This window comes from Rheinheimera sediminis (genome assembly GCF_004005375.1).
Lineage (GTDB): Bacteria > Pseudomonadota > Gammaproteobacteria > Enterobacterales > Alteromonadaceae > Pararheinheimera.
The window spans coordinates 131,930-147,317 of sequence record NZ_RZUF01000001.1; the positions used below are offsets into that span (position 1 = coordinate 131,930).

Below are 15,388 nucleotides of genomic sequence, written 5' to 3' on the forward strand. Positions count from 1 at the left end.
TCTAAGGCGGCCAAAAAATCTGGGCTCTCAGATATAGTGTGTTGTGGATCAATCGTAAGCGTCACAACAACCACACCTTGCGGTAGGGTTGTTGTTTCGTTCAGTACGGCAGCAGTTTAGCTAATGCTTCAGGCGTTTTTGCTGTTGGCAGTTGCTCAAACAGCTGTGTTAGATAGTGATAAGGCTCTAATCCGTTGATTTTGGCCGTTTCGACCAGACTGTATAGCGCAGCGCTGGCTTTGGCTCCGGTTTTTGTGTTGGCAAACAACCAGGCTTTTCGACCGATGACGAAGGGCTTTACTGCCCGCTCTGCTCTGTTGTTGTCGATGTTCAGTTGTCCATCGTCCAGATAGCGTATCAACTTCGGCCACTGCTTTTGCGTGTAGCTGATGGCTCTGCCCACCAGGCTTTCTTTGGGGATGGTGTCTTTCGATTTTTCCAGCCAGTCCCAGAGTTGTTTCAGGAGCGGTGCGGCAAGCTGTTGACGTTGCTGCTGTTTTACCTCGAACGATTGTGTTTTCAGTTTGCTTTCCAGCGCATATAACTTCTGGATTTGGTTGATGGCCCAGTCGGCTTTGCCGGTTTTACCTTTGCCTTGTGCCTGCTGCGCTTCAATAAACTTACGACGCGCATGTGCCCAACAACCTGCTAAGGTGGCAGAGGTTTGTTCATAACCGGCATAGCCATCGACTTGCAGATAGCCATTGTAACCTTCAAGGAACTGCGCGGCATGCTGACCGCTGCGGCCATCCTGGTAATCGAACAGCACCAGTTTTGCACCGGCTGAGCCTTCTACGCCACAGCCGTACACCCACATGTAGCAAGTGCTTTTATCAACCTCCAACACATCTAATGTGGTCTCATCGGCCCACAGGACGGATTGCTTTAACAGTTCCGTTTTCATCAGGGCTAACAACGGCTCCAGTTTGTCGGCGCAGCTAATCAACCAGCGGCTCATGGTCTGGCGGCTCAGTTCAATACCTGCCTCGTTAAACATTTTTTCCTGCCGGTACAGCGGCAGACCATAGTGCATTTTGGCGCTGATGATTTGGGCCACTAAGCTGGGGGTCGCCATACTTTTGGGGAAGAGGGTGTCAGGGACATCGGCAATGTGTATCGCAACTTCAGTGCTTTCCCTCTCACAGGTGCGGCAACTGTATTTTGGGCGTACATGCTTTATCACGCGGATTTCAGCAGGGATAAACTCAATCTGCTCGCTGACTTCCTCACCCATCCGGTGCAATTCATTTCCGCAGCAGGTGCAGGTTTTCTTGTCGATATCGTGCAGCACTTCAATACGTGGCAGCTCTGGTGCAATGCGTGGGCGACGCACTTTGGCAGGCTGTTTATATGTCGTTTCGTCGGCTAGCGTTTGTGTTTCAGATGGCTGTAGTGCTTCAATTTCAGCGACTTGTTCCGCTTCGTTAAAAACCTGACCATCACCTTCATAGCTTTCACTGCTTGGGCTAAACCGCTTGTGCTGCGCCAGGTTCAGGACTTCTTCAAAGCGCTGAATGCGCTCCGTCAGCTTTTGATTGAGCGTCTCTAGTTTGACGATGCGTTTGTCTTTTTTAGTGAGCTGTTGCTCATGTTTAGCAAGAAGCTGCGACTGCTCAAGCAGCATGTTCTTGAGCAGTTCAACATCGTCCGGCAATTCAGAAGGTATCTTTTTCATGGCCGTTATTGTAACGGCCCGTTTGGCTAAGTGCTTGTCCTGATTTAGATTGTTTCAGCTGCGATCCGAAGGATTTATAGCTGATCTGCATATCAGCCCGCGCTCTGGTAACTCAGGGGCTGATGCGGCGTTAACTTTTGGATATCAATGCCTTGTAGTAGCCAGTGCCACTGTTGTTCGCTGATAGAGAGTACCTTCCCCGACATCAGGCGTGGCCAGCGGAATTTATCTTTTTCCAACCGTTTGTACCACAGGCAAAAGCCGGTCTGGTCCCAGTACAGCACTTTTAAGCGCGAACGCTGTTGGTTACAGAAGACAAAGAGTGCGCCGCTAAAAGGCGACAGCTGCATTTCCTGCTCAACCAACAAGGACAAACCATTGATGGATTTTCTAAAATCGACAGGCTGTTTATGCAGATAGATTTTTGGCGCATCGATAAACATCTTCATCACGACATCGCCCTGAGCAAGGTGGCGAGCCATACGGCATCGGTGCAAGCAGGCAGATGCAGTTCAATATCCCGCTTTTTTAGCAGCATCGGTTGGCAAAACACCATGCCGTGCGGCGTCAGCTCAACAAAGCCATCATTGTCATCCTGTTGCCAGGCGAGCAGCTGCCGCTTGCGAAGGCTGAAATAACTTGGATCGATACTCTGTTGTTTTGCAAATTCGGTCTGGGTTAAACCGCTGGCTTTGCACTGGTCAAACAGCGCCAGCCATTGTTCGGAGGTTCTGCGGATCATAAGAAACCCTGCTTGGTGAATGATACAAACAGGGTATGGTGGATTAGCTAAAACTGGAATGTGGGGTTCGTGTTACGCTTACGATCAATCAAAGAAGTCCTGGCGAAACAAGCCGTTGATTTTGGAGGCATATGGAAAAAGAGGCTGAACCGGGATCAGGACTGCTCTATTGTTTTGGCGAGGGGCGGCCAGCTATAGATATTTCAGTATCTGTTTCTTAAAAAAGATAAGCCATTTATTGATCGGGCTAAATTAAAAGGATTAAGCAACTGGCCAAAATATTCGAGCGACTAACTCAACATCAGCTTACCATACATTTGAAGGAGCTGGCAGCGGAGGCTTGCAGAAGCTGAATACGCCTGTTAGCTGTTTTTAAGCAAAGCATCTACGACTTCTGATGCATCTTTTAAAGCTGCACCTGTAATTTTTCGATATAACCTGATAGCTTTTAACCTCTGACCAGACTTGATAGCCTTGTTAACTTCAAGCGGAACCAGGCTGTTGTCATCAAACTCAATACCAGTGAGCTTGATCAAAGCATCTACTTTGACTTCCAGAAAGCGAATTTTTTTACGATAAGTGTTTAGTTGGGTGTAAATACCTATGCCAGCTACTAAGAAAAAACTAATCAATACACCTATGCTGTTATCCACTTTCTCTACTCCTTAAAACACATAACTGATACCCAGTGCAGGCAGCCCCGACACAGTCGCAAAACACAGGGGCAAACGTCTTAGACGTTGACACCGCGGCTGCAGAAGGCAGCAAGCCTTGCGCTTTGTTCTCTTTATTTTGAAGACACACTGACTTTTGTCGGTGAGGATTTTGCCAACTCTAAAACCTCGTAGTAATTTAAACCGTCAATTTTTTTACCAATAATGAAATAGTTTATTTCGTCAGTCATAGTCGGGTCACCTAATATGTCATAAACACTGGTCACATCTGAAAACTGTATGGCCATTAAAGCCATTAAAAACTCCAATCGCTGTGCAGGCTTTAAGCGCTTGCTGACTGCTAAAACCCCCTGCTTCGTTGATTCAACTGTAGAACCATCAAATACATACTCGCTTTTTGTGCTGGCGCAACCAGCAACAATAGTAATAAAAAAGGCAAAGACTATATGTTTCATCGAATATCCCTATAAATACAACGCGAATTAAGCCTGATAAACCGCGCATCGGCGGCGTTTTTCAAGCTAGTGGTCACAATCAGCACTTTTTGCTGTCGTTAGCCCAACAAAATTCAACCCCAGAAAACTCAGCAAAAAATTAACATAGTGATCTGGTATCGTGTTTTGATTCAGGAGAAAGACAAAAATACCAGACCATACAAAATAAACTGAGTGAGAGCACCGTAGTTAACCAATTTCTTGGAGAGCATATTAAATCCCTGCAATAGTGCTAACACCCGCCACAAACCCCAGCAACTTTTTGCGCGCTGAGCGCCTAAGCCTTTTTGTGCTGGCCTTTGTTATAGCGCGATGTCTATAACAACAGCGATTCCAAACAAGAAAAAACCACTCGTAAGAAGCTGCTCGGAGATTTTTTCTATCTTGCTTTTTCCGTCTGATTGAAATGCCTTTGATGCCTTAGAGGAAAAATACTCAGGAAATAAAGCCATTGATACCAGAACCAAAAACAAACCAAAATCTTTTATAACATCAATTGTGTCTGAACTTTGCTCATAAATTTCAAACACTGTGTTTGCTAAAGTAGCTATAGCCAAACAAAGCAAGATTGCAGAAAAAACTTTATGCTTAAGTGTAGTGCCAAACATGAATGTCCTTAGAAAGGTTATAGCGCCCGCTACACAGGCGAGTAACTTATTACGAGTCAAGCCACGAAGCGGCGTTTTGATTGCGATTGTTAGTCGCTTTTAACTTTAAAATATACTCTCACAAAATCAGAGATTAACAGCTCATATTTCTTCAGCCAGGAACTAGCAAAATCGAGATCCTGAGGGTGCCTATCAAGCCGAATAACATTACCTGTTTTTTACTTCCATCCAGTTTTTCAACGAAAATTTGAGTTTGCCCATTCGTCGTAGCGCCACAATCTGCATTTATCACGACTGCTCGGCATTTTTCTGTCTGGGGAGTGATCCTATTTATATTCATCGACTTAACAACCGCTAAACAATATTGAACCCAGCCCCTAAATACCCAAATACCAGCGACCGTAGGGAACTAGTGCTGCGTATTGTTATGTGCATTAATCATTATCCTAATTTAATCGGCCTTTACTTACTGAATTGGCGGAGTTGAATATGGTTACCATCACGATCAGCGATGTTTGACACTTTAAATATTGGATTACTCCACTCCCCCTCGAATGCTTGGCCACCTAATTTAACAGCTTCTTCTCTCGACATGGCCATATTATCTACCGTAAGGAAAAGCTTAATAGGGCTGAATACTATAGTCGGCATCTCGAATGGTGGAACATGAATGATTAAATTGAAACCATTAGCTTCCAAGCTAATAAAATCATTGGTCTTGCGAACAACTCGCATCCCGAAAAGTTTTTCATAAAACTCTGATAAGTTGCTCAAATCACGAGAGTAGATAAGAACACCGTTTTGCGCTGGCCCTGACATGTGCTTTTCCTTGCCTTGTGCTGTTGATTGAAATAATGCAGATAAAACAAATAGTACAAAAGCAAAATAACTAAACTTGTTGCGCATAGATGCCTCCAGGCACATAACGTATTACTAATGGGCTGCCCCAGCGCAGCGCAGGCAATTACGTCGAGGCCGCGTTGTTTGTAGCCGGAACGACATTAAGTAACTTGTCAGCATGACAATGCACCGAGCTTGATTACAGTTACATTTGCTACTTTAAATGGGCCTCGAACCCAATATCCTTTCGTGCCAATTTTTATGCGTTTACGATGAAACTCACGCATTTCCTCAGAAAGAATCCACATATTCGCTCTAGCTTGATGTAGTGCGCTTCCAGGAATTTTATCTTCGATAACTTGGCCATTCTCGTCGAGTAACTCAGGCCAAATCATATAAACGCCGTCTAACTGAGGGTCATCACCATCGTACAAAAAGTCTGTCCGCATACCCTGATGAGGTTTGGCATTTTTCATTTCATCGCAAAGATCAATTTCATATTCAACAACAAAATCAGGTTGTCTATATTGCTCATCTTCGAAGGGATAATGCATAAGAACCTTTCGTCATGCTAACGCCGCAAGCAGCGGCGAGCGTTAGCGAGTCCAGCACCAGAGGTGCGATGCTGACTTGCCTTGTTAGTTTTTTGATAATAATTCTATAAGCCTTATTTTTTGTTTAGAGGCTTCGAACCAAAATCCGCCTGACACTAATGCTACACCGAAAATTAGCATTCCAAATGGTATTAACATCGGCATTGAAAACCTGTCGAGGTGTGCAAGGACTGCGATACAACCAATGCTTACTCCCGAAAACCAAATAAACATAAAGCATATTACCGCCAAGTGCAGACGCATTGAGATTGTTACACGCGCACCAGTGCTAGTTTGCTCAACTTTTCCTTGAATTACTGGAAGAAATGAATTCCGATATGAAATATTTTTCGTAATCTCAAACTCTCGTTCGTTAATATGACCACTAAATTCATGAGAAGATCGGAAACTAAAAAGCTTCCTTTCTCCGGTGCACTGTTTAATCCGTTGCAATACCTCAGCAGCAGATAAGCCTGAATCAATTTGGAATTTTTCGTATGGGATTAACTTCATAGCTTCCTAGAAAACTAACATTTGTATATTGTGCAGACACGCTTTCACTGGTTGTACCAGATCAGCAATAAAACTCAGTTTATTGATAAAATACAACTCATTCCAATCAGTCAATGCAAGCTGTGATAAAAAGCGTGCTGGCACATTATTACTTTTGTCTGACCTGTTATTTTTAAGTTGGTCCGTTCTAAGTGGCTAAATTAGAAGATTTTCCTTCTACAGCAACAACTAAATGCGCCTGTTCATTTGACCAAAGCGAGCCTGTTTTTTTATAGTGAAAACAAATAACACTGTGTATTCATCCACTCATTTAACAGCCTCAGCTGACTTGATCCCCTTGAGCCAGGCAGAACGCTTAGCTTTTGTCCTCGACTTTGGGATGCTGTACGTAAATAAGTTGATTCGTATCAAAACCGCGCTGTTTTGACATCTGGATAAACTTATCCATGACTTCAGGCGCAACAGAGGGCGTGCGCGACAGCAACCACAGATAATCTGTATCAGGGCCTGAAACGAAAGCGTAGCTATAATTGTCTTTGTCCAGCTCAAAGACAACATAAGAGCCATAAAATGGACCAAAAAACGATACTTTTAAATACCCCTCTGTCACATCATTGACAAAGTAGGCTTTGCCTTCCGCTTCCTTCCATTTTTGCTCTGCCTCCGAATACCCCCTGTTGATCACAGCAACACCACCGTCTTGCCGCAGGCTGTATTCTGCGGTAACCTGGCTTAAACCCCGTTCAAATGAATGGTCCAATCGAGCCACTTCGTACCATTTACCCAGGTAATTATTCAGCTCAAAACCTGATACTGGTTTTACCATTTCAGGCATGCCCAAACAGCCGCTTAGAATAAATAGCGCTATTGCTACCACAAATCTTTTCACTATGCTTCCACCTATTTACAGCCTGCGCCTTAATGCACTGAGCTCAGTTCAAAGCTAACGCTTCTGTCACTTTACTTCAATAGATTTAGCCCGGATCACCAGGGCTGAACTCACTTACAGCAGTTATTAAACAAAATAGCAGTGCAGCTCTGTCAGATTGCGGCGTTGCGCGCCAGTACCACAGAGCTAAGGTGGTACTGGCCTTTGACGCATTTTTTACTTGGCTTGCAACTGATATTGCCAGGACAAGCCAGTGTCATAACGTGCAGGAAAACCTAACCAACCGCTGCTGTTTTCTGTTGCTTTAGCTGCGGCATCAGTCGGAGTTGCTGCTAATTTCAAGTACTCACATTGTTTGCTAATGGCTTTAACATGACAGTCCAGCATCGCCAAGGCAAAATGTTTATTGATGTCGTTGATGCTTTGCGCCGACCAACTGGGTTCATGGTAATGACCAAAGTCCAGTTTGTTTTGCCGTGCTACAGCAGGTGCCGGATGAGGGGCAATATTGTGACGGGCGTTGTGATAGGTCAGCATGTATTTGCTGTTGCTGTTACTGCTGCTGGCTTGGCGGCCAGTTTGGCTATACAGCCACTGCATACCTTCATAACCCGACACATCATCCTGATCTCCAGCAAAGTACAGCATTGGTACTTTGATAGCTGCCAGCGCATCGGCTGAAAACAACTTATGCTGACCTCCCCAAGGCGCTATGGCGATAGCCGCTTTCCAGGCTGAGTCTACTTTTAACTCTGTCGCTGTTTTTGGGTATTGCCCACCAGCACAGCTATTTAGCAATTGCTTTAAAGCCGCGTTAGTGGCCTGGTCTTTACTGCCGGTAAAGGCCTGAACACTTTGCTCGGTAAAGTTAAAACAGCCCCCTACTGTATTAATAGCGCCATAACCGCCCATTGAGTAACCAATTACAGCAGCTACATCAGTGTTGATCACGCCTTCTAGCGCCTTTGGATGCTCGCGAAAGTAGGACAATACAAACTGCTGATCGCGCGAGCGATGATACAAAGTAGCTGGAAAACCGGCATAAGGCGCTTTGATGGCATCCACTTCGGCATTAGTCGATTGTGGGTGATCAATAGCAGCCACCACATAGCCGTGGGAAGCTAAATGCTCGGCCAGATAAAACATCAAAGTTCTGTAGCCCACATAACCATGAGACAACACCACCAGCGGGTATTTCTGATCAGTTTTGGCTTTAGCATCACGCAGGGCCTTGGCCTGAATACTGAAAGGCTGATGGCTTTTGGTCACATTGTCATAAGTCGCTGGCTGCGCTGCTGCACCAGTTGGCAAAGTTTTTTCTGCCGGGTACCAGAGTTCCAGCAGCATTTCACGGTCTTGTTTTTGCTGGGTCAGCAGGTTTAATTGCGCAGGGTTGGTGATACGTAAACTAGTCACACCCACTTGCTGTGTTCCTGTAACAGCAAGTTGCGGTTGCATTTCCACAGGGCGTGGCTGATACAGCTGCTCTGCGGCTGTTGCAGCCGCGGTATTCGCAGTGGCAAAAGCAGAAAATAGACTGTTTGTTATGGACAAAGCTAAAAAAGACAGGGTAAAGAGGCGCATCAATGGCTCCTTAAAAAAGCGACATAGTCTGAACAGAAAATAACGAAAGCTGCGATAAGAAAAGCCCTGTATTCCGAGCCTCTCCCACCGCAGCTTTTTATAAAGCTCTGTTACATAAAACGTTTGGTAAACTCAATACCAAAAAAGGCTGGTGCAGCCGGCACAAAGCTCGGATAACCGAAAGCCCCGCCTGTATTACCCGCATCGACCAGATATTCCTTATCAAATAAGTTGCTGGAATACAAAGTGACAGACCAGTGTTGTTGAGTATTTTCCAGGCCAAAACGCAAGCTGGTGAGCTGTACAGCACCCTGAGTAATATCAAAACCTGCCACAGGTACATTGGCCTCTTCAAAGAAAATATCGCTGCGGAAACTGTACAACAACGAGCTGTTTAACAGATATTCGCCGCTCAACTCGTAGGAATGTAGCAGGCCTGTACCTGCAGTATATTCCGGTTGCAGGCGGAATCTGTTGCCCGCCAAGTTGCCGTTGCTGCTGTCATCGTCAATTTTGGCGTCAATCCAGCCCAGGTTGGCAAACCATTCTAAATCAGGCGTAAGTGTGGTGTTCAGTTCAGCTTCTATGCCTATATTCTTGGCTTTACCGGCATTAGCCGTATAAGTAGCACCGGCATCATCGCGCAAGCTGACCTGGAAATTCTGATAATCCTGGTAAAACATTGAGACTGCATAACGCACCTCGTTGTTTGCAGTGCTGCCTTTAATACCAGCTTCATAGTTCCAAATCGTTTCGGCAGGAACTTCTGTCACTCGCGGCACTACTCCAGCTGGGCTATTGGCAGAACCTACGTCCATCAACTCTGAACGACGGCCCTTTGAAACTGTGGCATAAAGGTTAAATTGCTCGTTCATACGATATAGCGCGTTAAAACGCGGTAACCAGGCGTCAAAATTACCTTCGGCGCTAAAAATTTGACCACTGGTTGACACTACAGGCAACAGCGGTGCTTTTGCCAATACAGAATTGGCAAAATTTGAAGCGTAACGGCTGGTTTTGTCTTCATCAACGTAACGTAAACCAGCAGTCAGCTCCAGCTCATCCGTAACGGCATAACTCATGTCGGCGAACACAGAAAAGGCTTGGTTCTCGCCAAAGTTCTGAAAACTGCCCTGATAAGGTAATAATTGTGCTTTACCTTCTGTCAGTAGCGGCGTCAAAATGTTTACTGTGCCATTGGGGTTAATGCAAGGCTGGTTAAAAGCCGCTAAACGTCCGATGCAGTTCAGGAACACGGATTCTTCTGTACTAAAAGGCACTAATTGCGAGCCGTCTTCGTCAAAGTAACTAATACCAAAAAAACTATTGAGTTTGTCACCGTTATAGTTAAAGCGTAATTCCTGACTGAATTGTTCGCCCACAGCATCTTCAGCAAATTCTAAAAACCAGGCCTGGGTGCCATCTGCATCAAAAACCTCCAGTGAATCGAAGCTACGCTTGGCACTGATGCTGGTTAACCGCCACTGCTCACTGAGATCCCAGTTAACGGTCAGATTCAAATCTTTCACGGTACGCTCTACACCCAGATCAGATTTACCAAAGACCTTATCAGCTACAGGACTACCCGTTGCTTCAACAAAGCTATAAGGACTGGTATCACCGCCTGTAGGCGCAAAGCGACGACTCTTAAACGCAGTGCCTGTATCGTTATTTTTTTCGTAGTTGTAAACCAAATCGACCGTTAAATCATCATTGGGAGTAAGACGCAGCGAAGGTCGGATCCCTGTGCGCTCAATACCATGCAGGTCCGGCTGGTTTTGCGCGATATTTTCTACATAGCCATCGCGCTCTTTGTAAGTAAAAGCCAGACGCCCTTGCACTTTTTGCTCGCCGCCTGTGACATAACCATTCATATTTTTTGCAGCGAAATTTCCTGAGCCCAGGGTAACAGCTGCTTCAAACTCTTCTTGTGGCTTACGGGTGGTGACACTTAAAGCGCCGACAGAGGCCGCTGTGCCAAATAATGTTGCCTGAGGCCCTTTCACTACTTCAACACGCTCAATATCAAAGAGTTCAAAGTAAGAGCCGCGCGAGCGAGAAATGTCAGTGCCGTTGTAATACACAGAAACCCGCGGGGAGGATTGCGCTGAACCACTGTCAGAGGTGATACCGCGAATAACAAAACCCGGATTGTTTGGACTTTGTTCCTGGATCACTAAACCCGGGGTAATTTCGGACAATACATCCAAATCAGCAATACCCAGTTGCTCCAGCATTTCACCGGTAAAAGCCGTGACAGTCACTGGCACATCCTGGATAGCCTGCACCCGTTTTTGAGTGGTTACAGTGATACGTTCTATTGCAGCTTCATCGCCTTCTTCTGCCATGGCTGCGAAGGCGCCACTCGCAAAACTGGCCACGATCAGTGAGCTTAACATCTTCTTTTTAAATTGTTTTTTTGTGGAATACGTCATGACTAAAATCCATCTGGGTGAGTTTAACAGCGGATTAAAGTAATGGCTCTAAATGACACTGGAACTACTTTTTGCTTACAATTTAATGACGGTTCTGCTCTATCTGTTGCATAAAGTATAACTATCAGTAGCCGCCTGCCGGTTAAACTTTGCCAGACAGCGATAAGACTGGCTTAACCTTGCACTTTAATTTTGCTCTAAACAGAGTCACGGATCTAAAAACAGAGCTGACTTTTATTGACAGATACCCGCACGAAATGATTGATTTGGCTAGAAAGAGCCTGGATATCTGCAGGGAAAAAGAACGAAGCGAAGGCAAGACTGTAAAATTTCAGACGCCATTTTGAGTAGCTTAACCGCTCTGCTGAGAACAAAGCAGCGACCCCAACACACAAAAATCAGGCGGAGGCAACAGCAAGGGAATGATTTGAACGGCCTGGTGCAGCCTTGTCAATCTGAGTTCGAAGGTTAAAAAACAGCAAAACTAAACAGAGTCCCCGAACAAGCCGGGGATAATGAACAGAGATTGGCAGCCGACAAAGCTCAGGGCAACACCTTTTTGAACGGCTTCACTACAGAGTTGGCGTAAACACCTGCCGTTATGTAGGGATCAGCAGCAGCCCAGGCTTTGGCCTGCTCTAAAGATTCAAACTGTGCTACAACTAAAGAGCCGGTAAAACCTGCTTCTGCAGGATCTTCTAAATCCACTGCAGGCAGAGGGCCAGCCACCAATAAACGTTCCTGAGCTTTTAACTCCAGCAAACGGGCTAAATGCTGTTCACGCACTTGCTTGCGCAATGCCAGACTATTTGGCACATCTTCCGAACAAATCATGTAATACATCCGTCTCTCCACTTTATTCTGCCGGGCAGTGATTGAACACTACACCCGGTTGTCGTGTATTCAGACGCAGCACCATAGCAGAAGCCGCTACTCAAACCAAGCCGAATGCGGCAATGCGCAGAGACTAAAGCCTGTTATACAGCGTACTGAAATTGAGTTTTACGCTCGTTATAAAAATCAACCATTTGCTGCATCACAGTCTCTTCATAAGGCTGCAAGCTGCTTAAAATAATTCGTTTTTCACCACGGCCAATGACTTCGCCATTGTCGACCAACTCAAAACCTAAACGAGCCAAACCTCGTTTTCCCTCGACGGTCAGATCGTTGTGGGCTAAACGTAATCCAGGTGGTGCTTCTGAGAATCGATCGAATTCAAGTGTCATACTTTCGTAAATCACCAGCGGACGCTGGGCATTGATCATCACCTGGTGCTGCTGCATTAAAGGCTGCAAAATATGCGGGAAGTTTTGACCAGAAAAACGCACATAATCTTTCACTAAGGATTCTATGTAGCCCAGTTCATGATAAACATCGCCTTGCTGGCGCAAAATTAAATAATTTTTGTTTTGCTGATCACACAAGCGCCATTCATCACCCTGCTGCTCTGAATGCAGCAGTACGTCGGAGCTGACCATACCAGCGAAGCTGCAGTGCAACTTTTGCGCTAAGCCATGTTTACTGACCATATGGGCAAACAACAAGTCACCCGGCACACAGAATCTTTTGCTGTCGGCGTCGTGGATAGGATTAAAATCAGCAGCCACCTCTTTGGCAAAACGGCAGGCCTGCTGACGACTAAAACTAACTTCGTGATTATGCTCGGTAATAAACTGCTTTAAAAACATGGGTCCCCGTCCTGACGACTATCGAAGTGGTGCAGTGTACCTCAGCTATCAACCTGAATTGGTCTAGCCAGTCATTTCGTTGATAAACGTATTCTGGCCAGGCCCACGTCGGCGTGAGATAAACAAAAAATTCCCCTGCGGCTTTTTCGCCTGTGTTTTGGCATCACTCGCCAAAGCGGCTACATCATGATGACAAACACATAACCTGGGATCTGGTGACACTACTCCAACAGCCAGGCTGAGTAAAGGATAAAACACTTGCTCACCGCTACGATTCTGGCTGCTGATCCCCCCAGCCTGCAGATGGGATCTTTCGTAATAAAACAACACCCGCTCGGCAAATTCATTCAATACTTGCTGACATAAGGCCTGCCATTTGTCACTGGTGAAGATCACCACAAAATCATCGCCCCCGACATGACCAACAAAGTGTCCGTTCGCCCCGGCTATGCTGGTAAGCAGCTCAGCGACCAGTTGGATGACTAAATCACCTTTGCTATAACCGTATGTATCGTTATAAGGTTTAAAGTCATTTAAATCAAAATAAGCAATATGGAAACTTTTTCTTCGTTGTAGTAAACCGTCAATTTCCCGGTAAATAGGTACGTTTCCCGGTAATAAGGTCAGGGGATTAGCGTAGCGCGCATTCTGTAATTTACTTTCAGTAATTCGTTTTAATAAAGCCCTGACTGACCCCAATCCTAAATACTTCTGGTTGCGGGTAACAACAAAATACCAACTCCCCTCTTCATCCTGATCCGTCACTTGCTGACTAAGCTGATCCAGACTGCAATGCTCGTCCACTATTACCGCATCTTGATCCATCAAAGCTTTCACTGTTTTCTTTTCATACAAAGCGCGGCCATAAGGACTGGAGAACAACTCAAATAACACAGACTTTTGGATAATACCCACGGGTTGCTCTTTTTCAACCACGGCCAGGCTTGACCACTGCGGGTTTTTAACAAAAACATCAAAAAGTTGAGCTACTGTTGTCATACTTTCTACCGCTGGCACACTGAGGAGTAATGCACCAACCTGCTCAGTCGAATTCAGAAGAGCACTACCCTGATTAGGATTTAGTTGATAACAACCAGTAGCTACCGAATTCATCACCGCATGAGGGCGTCCCAATAAGTAACCTTGACCAAAGTCAGCACCCAACTCCTGACAGAGCAGTAACTCTTCACGGGTTTCTATGCCTTCGGCTACCACAGCCGACCCTGTACTTTTTGCTAAGGCGATAATACTGCGGACAAATTCTTTTTTGGTCGGGTCTGCATGGACCTGACTGATAAAATAGCGATCAATTTTAATTAAGTCAGGTTTCAATTCAGACCAAAGCTTTAAACCGGAAAAACCGCTGCCTAAGTCGTCAATTGCGATACGAAACCCCAGCTCCCGATAGTGATGCACTGCATTTACCAGCACTGAAGAGTCATCCACCTGATATTGCTCGGACAGTTCAATAACAACCCGACTTGGGTCTAATCGGTATTGCTTTAACAATGCCAAAGTTAACCCAGAAGGATGATCGTTTGACAGCAATAGCAGTGGGTTGACGTTTAAGTACAAGTCACCTTGCACTGCGGCCGCTGAAAATGCAGCAATACTCAATTCACGACACAACATTTCCAGCTCTGGCAATAACTGGCAGTGATGAGCCACTTTGAACAACACCAAAGGTGAATGCAGTGGACTATCGGATGGACCGCGGATCAGCGCTTCATAGCCCTGAATACGGCCAGTATTAAAATCCAGTACAGGCTGGAACAGCGGATGCAACTTGCGCTGTTGTAAAATACTAACCAATTCTTGCCTGTAACTTTCATCTGTCCACATCTGACTACGCTCACCCTGGATTTATAGGCGAAGTGTAAGAAGGCTGTGTGACAACCATATGACTATGCCCTATTTCTGCGACAAGGGACCAAGACCAGGTTTGGCTCAATTCTGGCATGCGATGCAACTGAGTAAATAGCGTCACCCTGTTTACTGTCAGAAATCCGACAGAAGACAGTACAGAGCGACTCAAAAACTTGACCCCACCAATTGCCTTGGGTCTAATAGCGCGCTTTTTCAGAATCGGACTTTGTATTTATGCCAACAGCACAGCTTGTACGACCGGAATTTACCGGTATTGATGATTTAACCCTGGCGGAAGTGGACGTCAGATTAAAAGAACATCAGCAATTACTGCAGGTATTGCTGCAATCACCAGGCAGTATGCTGTCATATTTACCGCAGAAGGATGCAGCTTCGGTTCAGCAGGTTGAAACAGATCCGCAGGACGCTGAGTTACTTTTTCAGCAGGCTGTCGCATTGGCGGCACAACAAGACCAGCACCAGGCTGCCAGCTTGTATTGTCGAGCAGCTTACAGCGGTCATCTGCAATCTCAGGTGCAACTAGGCCACTGTTACTTGAAAGGAGCTGGAGTACCCAAGTCAGCTGTCTTTGCTTATAGCTGGTTTATTCTGGCAGCACTGCAACAGGACAGTACAGCTGAACAAGCTTGTACCGTCCTGTGTAAACACTTAACAAAGCTGGACCAACAACAAGCTCAGCAATTAGCCGCAGAACGCTTTGAAAAAATTATATTGCAAAACAACAAGTAACATTTCTTCTTTATAAAACGAAGAGAAAACAGCCAAA

Annotated in this window: 16 protein-coding genes; 1 reads left to right on the plus strand and 15 read right to left on the minus strand. The window is 45.5% G+C overall.

All coding sequences use genetic code 11. The annotated features are described in order from the left end of the window. Positions 1-100: 100 nt before the first annotated feature. From tnpC to EMM73_RS00580, 15 genes are all read right to left on the minus strand, one after another. Positions 101-1,675, minus strand: a complete 1,575-nt coding sequence (gene tnpC / locus EMM73_RS00505; protein ID WP_127684500.1) for an IS66 family transposase — start codon at positions 1,673-1,675, stop codon at positions 101-103. A gap of 92 nt (positions 1,676-1,767) precedes the next feature. After that, positions 1,768-2,124, minus strand: coding sequence for an IS66 family insertion sequence element accessory protein TnpB (gene tnpB, locus EMM73_RS00510; RefSeq protein WP_261373298.1), 357 nt, complete (start codon positions 2,122-2,124; stop codon positions 1,768-1,770). Continuing rightward, entirely contained in the window at positions 2,124-2,417 is a 294-nt protein-coding gene (gene tnpA / locus EMM73_RS00515; protein WP_261373291.1) for an IS66 family insertion sequence element accessory protein TnpA, read from the minus strand. The genes tnpB and tnpA overlap by 1 nt, the downstream gene beginning before the upstream one ends. A gap of 362 nt (positions 2,418-2,779) precedes the next feature. Further along, positions 2,780-3,070, minus strand: a complete 291-nt coding sequence (locus EMM73_RS00520; RefSeq protein WP_127684502.1) for a hypothetical protein — start codon at positions 3,068-3,070, stop codon at positions 2,780-2,782. A gap of 134 nt (positions 3,071-3,204) precedes the next feature. Next, positions 3,205-3,546 carry a hypothetical protein gene (locus tag EMM73_RS00525; RefSeq protein ID WP_127684503.1) on the minus strand — a complete coding sequence of 114 codons (342 nt, stop codon included), beginning with the start codon at positions 3,544-3,546 and terminating at the stop codon, positions 3,205-3,207. Positions 3,547-3,887: 341 nt separating this feature from the next. After that, complete coding sequence (locus tag EMM73_RS00535; RefSeq protein ID WP_127684504.1) at positions 3,888-4,193, minus strand: hypothetical protein; 306 nt, start codon at positions 4,191-4,193, stop codon at positions 3,888-3,890. A 462-nt stretch (positions 4,194-4,655) separates the two neighbouring features. Further along, on the minus strand, positions 4,656-5,099 hold the full coding sequence (locus tag EMM73_RS00540) for a VOC family protein (RefSeq protein ID WP_127684505.1): 444 nt from the start codon (positions 5,097-5,099) through the stop codon (positions 4,656-4,658). Positions 5,100-5,206: 107 nt separating this feature from the next. Beyond that, positions 5,207-5,587, minus strand: coding sequence for a hypothetical protein (locus EMM73_RS00545; RefSeq protein ID WP_127684506.1), 381 nt, complete (start codon positions 5,585-5,587; stop codon positions 5,207-5,209). A gap of 84 nt (positions 5,588-5,671) precedes the next feature. Further along, entirely contained in the window at positions 5,672-6,139 is a 468-nt protein-coding gene (locus tag EMM73_RS00550) for a hypothetical protein (protein WP_127684507.1), read from the minus strand. 355 nt (positions 6,140-6,494) lie between these two features. Continuing rightward, on the minus strand, positions 6,495-7,028 hold the full coding sequence (locus EMM73_RS00555) for a lipocalin family protein (RefSeq protein WP_186435080.1): 534 nt from the start codon (positions 7,026-7,028) through the stop codon (positions 6,495-6,497). A 216-nt stretch (positions 7,029-7,244) separates the two neighbouring features. Continuing rightward, positions 7,245-8,612, minus strand: a complete 1,368-nt coding sequence (locus EMM73_RS00560; protein ID WP_127684508.1) for an alpha/beta hydrolase family protein — start codon at positions 8,610-8,612, stop codon at positions 7,245-7,247. A 110-nt stretch (positions 8,613-8,722) separates the two neighbouring features. Next, a complete protein-coding gene (locus EMM73_RS00565; RefSeq protein WP_127684509.1) occupies positions 8,723-11,047 on the minus strand; it encodes a TonB-dependent receptor in 2,325 nt (774 codons plus the stop codon). A 543-nt stretch (positions 11,048-11,590) separates the two neighbouring features. Beyond that, positions 11,591-11,890 (minus strand): YciI family protein, encoded by a 300-nt coding sequence (locus EMM73_RS00570; protein ID WP_127684510.1) that lies wholly within the window; start codon positions 11,888-11,890, stop codon positions 11,591-11,593. 134 nt (positions 11,891-12,024) lie between these two features. Continuing rightward, positions 12,025-12,735: a DUF3581 family protein gene (locus EMM73_RS00575; RefSeq protein ID WP_127684511.1), complete on the minus strand. Its 711-nt coding sequence runs from the start codon at positions 12,733-12,735 to the stop codon at positions 12,025-12,027. A gap of 63 nt (positions 12,736-12,798) precedes the next feature. Then, positions 12,799-14,577 (minus strand): GGDEF domain-containing protein, encoded by a 1,779-nt coding sequence (locus EMM73_RS00580; protein WP_127684512.1) that lies wholly within the window; start codon positions 14,575-14,577, stop codon positions 12,799-12,801. Positions 14,578-14,835: 258 nt separating this feature from the next. Between EMM73_RS00580 and EMM73_RS00585 the strand changes: the two genes are divergently transcribed. After that, on the plus strand, positions 14,836-15,351 hold the full coding sequence (locus EMM73_RS00585) for an SEL1-like repeat protein (RefSeq protein ID WP_127684513.1): 516 nt from the start codon (positions 14,836-14,838) through the stop codon (positions 15,349-15,351). Positions 15,352-15,388 lie beyond the last annotated feature (37 nt).

Coding starts and splice junctions, on each gene's coding strand:
- EMM73_RS00570 (WP_127684510.1), bottom strand. CDS start 11,890: ATGTATTACATGATTTGTTCGGAAGATGTGCCAAATAGTCTGGCATTG.
- EMM73_RS00565 (WP_127684509.1), bottom strand. CDS start 11,047: ATGACGTATTCCACAAAAAAACAATTTAAAAAGAAGATGTTAAGCTCA.
- EMM73_RS00575 (WP_127684511.1), bottom strand. CDS start 12,735: ATGTTTTTAAAGCAGTTTATTACCGAGCATAATCACGAAGTTAGTTTT.
- tnpB (WP_261373298.1), bottom strand. CDS start 2,124: ATGAAGATGTTTATCGATGCGCCAAAAATCTATCTGCATAAACAGCCT.
- EMM73_RS00525 (WP_127684503.1), bottom strand. CDS start 3,546: ATGAAACATATAGTCTTTGCCTTTTTTATTACTATTGTTGCTGGTTGC.
- EMM73_RS00540 (WP_127684505.1), bottom strand. CDS start 5,099: ATGCGCAACAAGTTTAGTTATTTTGCTTTTGTACTATTTGTTTTATCT.
- EMM73_RS00585 (WP_127684513.1), top strand. CDS start 14,836: ATGCCAACAGCACAGCTTGTACGACCGGAATTTACCGGTATTGATGAT.
- EMM73_RS00545 (WP_127684506.1), bottom strand. CDS start 5,587: ATGCATTATCCCTTCGAAGATGAGCAATATAGACAACCTGATTTTGTT.
- EMM73_RS00580 (WP_127684512.1), bottom strand. CDS start 14,577: ATGTGGACAGATGAAAGTTACAGGCAAGAATTGGTTAGTATTTTACAA.
- tnpC (WP_127684500.1), bottom strand. CDS start 1,675: ATGAAAAAGATACCTTCTGAATTGCCGGACGATGTTGAACTGCTCAAG.
- EMM73_RS00560 (WP_127684508.1), bottom strand. CDS start 8,612: ATGCGCCTCTTTACCCTGTCTTTTTTAGCTTTGTCCATAACAAACAGT.
- EMM73_RS00550 (WP_127684507.1), bottom strand. CDS start 6,139: ATGAAGTTAATCCCATACGAAAAATTCCAAATTGATTCAGGCTTATCT.
- EMM73_RS00535 (WP_127684504.1), bottom strand. CDS start 4,193: ATGTTTGGCACTACACTTAAGCATAAAGTTTTTTCTGCAATCTTGCTT.
- tnpA (WP_261373291.1), bottom strand. CDS start 2,417: ATGATCCGCAGAACCTCCGAACAATGGCTGGCGCTGTTTGACCAGTGC.